General features: G+C 42.6%; 6 protein-coding genes. 5 read left to right on the plus strand and 1 reads right to left on the minus strand.

All coding sequences use genetic code 11. From position 1 onward, the window contains the following. Positions 1–2: 2 nt before the first annotated feature. The 3 genes from P8O16_RS01860 (at position 3) to P8O16_RS01870 (ending at position 3,995) form a co-directional block, all read left to right on the plus strand. A complete protein-coding gene (locus P8O16_RS01860) occupies positions 3–584 on the plus strand; it encodes a HupE/UreJ family protein (RefSeq protein WP_300310276.1) in 582 nt (193 codons plus the stop codon). A 53-nt stretch (positions 585–637) separates the two neighbouring features. Beyond that, positions 638–2,965, plus strand: coding sequence for a M1 family metallopeptidase (locus P8O16_RS01865; protein WP_300310278.1), 2,328 nt, complete (start codon positions 638–640; stop codon positions 2,963–2,965). A gap of 250 nt (positions 2,966–3,215) precedes the next feature. Further along, positions 3,216–3,995, plus strand: a complete 780-nt coding sequence (locus P8O16_RS01870) for an NIPSNAP family protein (RefSeq protein WP_300310280.1) — start codon at positions 3,216–3,218, stop codon at positions 3,993–3,995. A 133-nt stretch (positions 3,996–4,128) separates the two neighbouring features. On the opposite strand, the gene P8O16_RS01875 is transcribed toward P8O16_RS01870, so the two are convergent. Continuing rightward, positions 4,129–5,253: an amidohydrolase gene (locus tag P8O16_RS01875; protein ID WP_300310282.1), complete on the minus strand. Its 1,125-nt coding sequence runs from the start codon at positions 5,251–5,253 to the stop codon at positions 4,129–4,131. Between the two features lie 141 nt (positions 5,254–5,394). On the opposite strand from P8O16_RS01875, the gene P8O16_RS01880 reads away from it, so the two are divergent. Next, positions 5,395–5,571, plus strand: coding sequence for a hypothetical protein (locus P8O16_RS01880; protein ID WP_300310284.1), 177 nt, complete (start codon positions 5,395–5,397; stop codon positions 5,569–5,571). A gap of 7 nt (positions 5,572–5,578) precedes the next feature. Next, positions 5,579–6,199, plus strand: a complete 621-nt coding sequence (locus tag P8O16_RS01885) for a pseudouridine synthase (RefSeq protein ID WP_300310286.1) — start codon at positions 5,579–5,581, stop codon at positions 6,197–6,199. The last annotated feature ends 222 nt before the right edge of the window (positions 6,200–6,421 follow it).

Here is a 6,421-nt window from a genome sequence, read left to right on the forward strand (position 1 = left end):
CTATGAATTCGTTTGAATTATATTTCCGTCTAGGAATCCAACATATTCTTGACCTCAAAGGCTTTGACCATATCTTATTCGTCTTAGCACTTTGTGCAGTTTTCATTCCTCGTGACTGGAAGAAAATTCTGATCCTGATAACCGCATTTACGATTGGTCATTCGATCACGTTGGCGCTTGCTACCTTCAAGATCGTTCAGGTTAACAGTGACTGGATCGAGTTTCTCATTCCGGTCACCATCGCGATTACTGCATTCAGCAATATTCTTCGGCCAAAGCCTGTTTCAGGTAAAGGGGTCACCATTAATTATGTGTTAGCCTTGTTTTTTGGATTGATTCATGGCATGGGCTTTTCCAATTATTTGCGTAGCCTTTTGGGAAAAGAATCTAGCATTTGGCAGCCACTTTTGGCTTTCAATATTGGTTTGGAAATTGGACAATTGGTTATCGTTGGAATATTTATCTTAGCAACTTCCATTTTGGTAGGACTAGCGGGAGTAAAGCGAAGGGAATGGACTTTGATTATTTCATCCTTTGTATTGGGGATCGCGATGATGCTGATGCTGGATACTAAGTTTTGGTAAAGGAATAAGAGAGATTGGAGATTTGAGAAAAGAGATTAAAAAAATAAAGTAATATGAGAAAAATAGGAATACTAGCCGCATTAGCACTTTCGGTGAATCTTTCAGGATTTGCGCAGCAGCGGTCTGAGCAAAATCATGCCGAGCGTTTTGAGCAATTGGGTACTATGCTTCGTAGCCCAAACGTCTATCGTACTGCATCAGGAGCACCAGGTCACATGTACTGGCAGCAGCAGGCCAACTACATCATCGAAGTGGAACTCAATGATGACAACCAATCCATCAAAGGATCAGAGAAAATCACCTATGTGAATAACTCTCCCGATCAACTCACCTACCTCTGGGTGCAATTGGAGCAAAATCAGCGTGGAAAAGATTCTGAAACTCCAAAAGGAACCGAATCAAGCATCAGCCCAAGAATGACTTTGACTCAGCTTCAGGGTATCCTTTGGCATACTGATGACTATGCTTACCAAGTGTTGGATGTAAAAGGAAAAGACGGAACGCCATTGAAAGTAGCAATCAATCAAACGATGATGCGCGTGGATCTTCCTACACCTTTGAAGTCAGGCGAATCTTTTGAATTTGCGATCGATTGGTCATTCAATATTCACGACCGAACAGGTTTTATTGGTGGTCGTCCTGGCTATGAATACTTCGCTGGAGATGGCAATTACCTTTATACCATGGCGGAGTGGTTTCCAAGAATGGCCGTTTACTCTGACTTTGAAGGTTGGCAAAACAAGCAATTCCTAGGTTCTGGTGAATTTGCTTTGGCTTTTGGAAATTACGAAGTGCATATTACCGTGCCTGCTGATCATATGGTTGGTGCTACAGGCGAACTCCAAAATCCTGAGGAAGTGCTTTCTTCCGCAGAACTGGATCGATGGAATACTGCAAAGAAAACTTTTGACAAGCCGGTAGTCATCCGTACTCAGGCTGAAGCAGAGAAGTTGGAGAAATCTAAAGCTACTGCGAAGAAGACTTGGAAGTTTAAAGCTCAAAATGTTCGGGATTTTGCTTGGACTTCTTCCCGTAAATTCATCTGGGATGCCATGGCTGTAAAGCAAGGCGGAAAAGATGTCATGGCGATGTCTTATTATGCTAAAGAAGCTAATCCACTTTGGGGACAATATTCAACTCGAGTGGTCGCACATACGATTAAGTCTTATTCTGCACACACCTTCGATTATCCATATCCTACAGCGATCTCCGTGGAGGCAGCAAACGGTATGGAATACCCAATGATCTGTTTCAATTATGGGCGTCCTGATTCGGATGGCACCTATTCTGAAGCCATCAAAAACGGGATGATTTCTGTGATCATTCACGAGGTTGGCCACAACTTCTTCCCGATGATTGTCAACTCGGACGAGCGTCAGTGGACTTGGATGGATGAGGGCTTGAACACTTTTATGCAATTCATGGCTGAGCAGGAGTGGGATCGTAATTATCCTTCTCGTCGAGGCCCTGCGCACAAGATCGTGCCTTACATGAGAAGTGAGAAAAATCTCTTGGAGCCAATCATGACTAACTCTGAGAATATTATTCAGTTTGGACCAAATGCATACGCTAAGCCAGCAACTGCATTGAATATCCTGCGAGAGACAGTAATGGGTCGAGAGCTTTTCGATTATGCATTCAAAGAATATGCAAGAAGATGGATGTTTAAGCATCCGACTCCGGAGGATTTATTCCGTACGATGGAAGATGCCTCAGCGGTGGATTTGGATTGGTTTTGGAGAGGATGGTTCTATGGTACCGAAGCGGTGGATATTTCTATCGAAAATGTGGCTTGGTACAAAATGGATAACCGAACTCCTTCCCAAAAAGCTGCCGATGAAAAGAAAGTGGCTGATCTGGAAGAAACTTATGTATCCCGATCCAAGAATATGACTGATATCAAAGAAACCTATGTGGAGGCAGATCCTGCCACCAAAGATTTCTATGCTACTTACGATCCTTTTCAGGTAACTCCAGCCGATGAAGAATCCTACAAGAAATTTATGGCAGGTCTAAGTGCCAAAGAGAAAGAACTCTTGAATAGTAACCTGAACTTCTATGAGGTGAAATTCAGAAATGAAGGAGGATTGGTGATGCCGATTATTCTGGAATGGACTTTTGCAGACGGGACTACAGAAATGGAAAAAATCCCTGTGGAAATTTGGAGAAAGAATGAGACTGAGGTTACTAAAGTTTTTGCGAAGCAGAAAGAAGTGAAGCGCCTGGTCTTGGATCCAAATCGGGAGACTGCTGACATCGATGAGAGTAGCAACTACTGGCCCCGCGAAATGATGCCAAGCCGCTTCGAAATGTATAAGCGATCAGGTGGAGTCCGTGGTGCGGCTTCGGGAAGCAATCCGATGAAAGAGGCGAAGAAGTAGAGAGTTCGCAGTTGCCAGTGTGCAGTCGCGGTAAAAGAATACTAGAAAAAGAATCTAAAGAAGCCGGCGGAAACGCCGGCTTTTTTGCTTTTCCTATTTAAGCCATGGACTAGTGGTTGTCCGACAGTTTCGAAAAACATCATTTGAATACCGACTTTTCTTAAAATTCCCTTTAGGAATTTACCGCAGGATGCTTGGCTCGAAATAATAGGTTATTTTTCAGGTAATTACTCAAAATCTAAAAAAGAAAATGAAACGCACTACTTACCTATCAGCTCTTATTTTTGTATTTGCCTTCTTTTTGAGTGCGAATCTGTTTGCTCAAAAAAGAGATATCTACGAATTAAAAACCTATCATATTACTTCACCTGCCCAAGAGGCGATGTTGGATAGCTACTTGGAAAAAGCTTTTATCCCCGCAGCTCATCGTCTTGGAATTGCAAAAGTGGGCGTTTTCAAACCAGTATCAAGCCAGGCAGATGCAGGGCAAAAGGTTTATGTGTTTATCCCTTTTAAGTCACTGGATGCGCTCGCAGCATTTGAGGAAAAACTCCTAAAAGATCAAAAGTACCTGACTGATGGAGTAGCCTATGTAAATGCTGCTTTTGACAATCCTCCTTACAAGCGAATAGAAACTTCGATTTTGCAGGCGATGACTGGTCAGCCGAAATTCACGGAATCTACGCTCACTGGTCCGAAGAAAGATAGAATCTATGAACTGAGAAGCTACGAAGGACCTACGGAAAGACTTTACAAGCAGAAAGTGAAGATGTTCAACTCCGGAGAAATGGACATTTTTACGCGCTTGGGATTCAATGCTATTTTCTACGCGGAAACTATCGCCGGAGCGAATATGCCAAACCTAGTCTATCTGACTACCCATGAAAACATGGAAAAAAGAGATGCCAACTGGAAGGCTTTTGGCGCTGATTACAAATGGGTAGAAATGAGAGATATGGAAGAGTACAAGAATACTGTATCCAAGAATGATACCCGATTACTTTATCCCACTGATTATTCAGATTTCTAGAAAGAGATTTAAAGCCGGTGTAAAAACTGGCTTTTTTGTGCTAAGGGATTGTGCTTTGCAAGTATCGATTATAATATCAGATGTAATCCTGAATCCTAATTGTTTGATTTTCAACTGAAAAAAGAAAATTTCACTATCCATCAACCTTTCTCGCAATCCCCTCAAAAATCCGTACACCGGTTTCAATCAATTCATCCGGGAAATCATAAGTGCCCTCATGCAGTTGGGGACAATCCTCTCCTGCTCCTAGTCCAAATAAAAACGCCGGACATGCCTGAGAAAAAAGCCCGAAATCCTCTGACCAGCGAAATGGATCAGATTTTTCTATCCAACTTAGATCAAGATCTTCCAATACTTTTTCTACCAACTGCCCAGCTTTTGGATCATTCTTTGAAACGGCGAAAGTCTCCAGCAGCTCAAACTCACAAGTTAATTTTTCGAGGATTGCGATTCCTTTTGCCTCTGCTTTAATTCTATTAATCAAATTTTCTAAGTCGCTTTGGTCAAATGCTCTGACGGTCAGACTTAAGCCTCCTCGGCCTGCACTGGTTCCAAAGGCCAAGCTTGCTAACTCTGCATGAATGATGGTGACTAGTGCAAAGTTCTTCAGCTTTTCGGGAATTTTGGGCAGAACTTGGATTAAGTGGGCGATTGCAGAGGCTGGATTGATTCCATCTTCCGGATGGGCGGCATGAGCTGTTTTCCCGGTGAGTTTGATCGTGAATCCAGTACTGCCTGCGGCAAAGGTTCCATTTCTCAGGACCACTTGATGTAATGGAAACCCAGGAAGATTATGAAGCGCAAATGCATAATCAGGTCTAATAAGCTCAAACTTTGGATCATCGAGAATCGCCCGTGCTCCTTGGCCGGTTTCTTCAGCAGGTTGGAAAAGTAAAACCACTTCTCCCGATTCGGGTCGATTTGCTGCTAGCTTTTCGCCCAATCCGCAGATGATCGCCATGTGACCGTCATGCCCACAAAGATGTCCTTTGCCTTCCATTTGGCTTTTGTATTTGACTTCGCTTTTTTCCAAAATCCGTAACGCATCCAATTCACATCTGAAAAGCGTCCGTGGTCCCGGCTTTTTCCCTTTGAAAACAAAGGCTAATCCCGTCCCGCCTAGCTGAGAGATGATATGATCTGGAGAAAGTGGGTGAAAAAATTCTGAAATCCGTGCGGCGGTGTTCCATTCCTCAAATGCAATCTCAGGCTGTCTGTGAAGGCTTTTTCGCAATTGGATCAATTCGGAGAGGGGCATAAAATATTTTTTCTTTTCCCAAATGTAAAGTCCTAAGCTTCAGTTGGAATCATTTTTGAGTAAAAATTCCTGATCAAACTGATGAACTTTTTCATTTTGATGACTATTTTAACCATTCAATACCCACTAAACAACCTAATCATGAGTGAAATCCAACAGAACGAATTGCGAGCTCAAATTGAGCAATTAAGATCTCAACTTACTGGTGATATGTTTGCCGACATGGAGACAAGAGATAAGATTCACAACCTTGAGATGCAACTGAACGGCACCAAGCCGGGAGGTCAATACATCGTTTGTGTAGGTTGCGGTAGTTAATTCAATAATTTTGTCTCGCTATTTTATCATTTACAAACCTTTTGGGGTAGTTACCCAATTTAGCGGAGAGGAGCCGACACTGGCTTCTCTTTTTGCTTTTCCCAAGTCGGTCTATCCTGTCGGGAGATTAGACAAGGACAGTGAGGGATTGCTGATCATCACTGATGATAAATTTTTGAATAATCAATTGCTGAATCCTCGATTTGGACATCAGCGAACCTATTATGCTCAAGTGGAAGGAGCTCCTGAACCAGAATCCTTAAAGCAGCTGGGCAAAGGTGTTACCATTAATGTGGATGGAAGAGATTATGAAACCAAGCCGGCGATTGCCAAACTTTTAGATCCGATTCCTTTTTTACCGGACCGTGATCCACCGATCCGGTATCGGGCGACAATTCCCGATACCTGGATTTCTTTGACCTTGATCGAAGGAAAAAACCGTCAGGTGCGAAAGATGACTGCAGCAGTCGGGCATCCTACGCTCCGATTGGTAAGATGGTCCATGGAAAAAATCACGATTGAAGGATTTGAGGTAGGCGAAGTTCGCGAAATGGATGAGGAAACAGTTTATCATAAACTAGGTCTAACTGGCTTCCGAAAAACGAATGGTGGAGGAAGGAAATTTTAAGAAATTTTTTTTCACCACAGAGTCACGGAGTACACGGAGAATACCACAGAGAAAAAATGTCAGGAAATTAGATATTTTCAAATACTGAGGAAAAAATGTACTACTAAGCAATGTTTGGATTATGGGAATAGGAGGTTAAATACTTTTTGAAATAAAATCTCTGTGAGACCTCAGTGCTCTCTGTGCCTCTGTGTTAAGCAAATATTTTTTTCACCACAGAGA

Source organism: Algoriphagus sp. (assembly GCF_029254265.1).
In the GTDB taxonomy this organism is placed as follows: Bacteria; Bacteroidota; Bacteroidia; order Cytophagales; family Cyclobacteriaceae; genus Algoriphagus.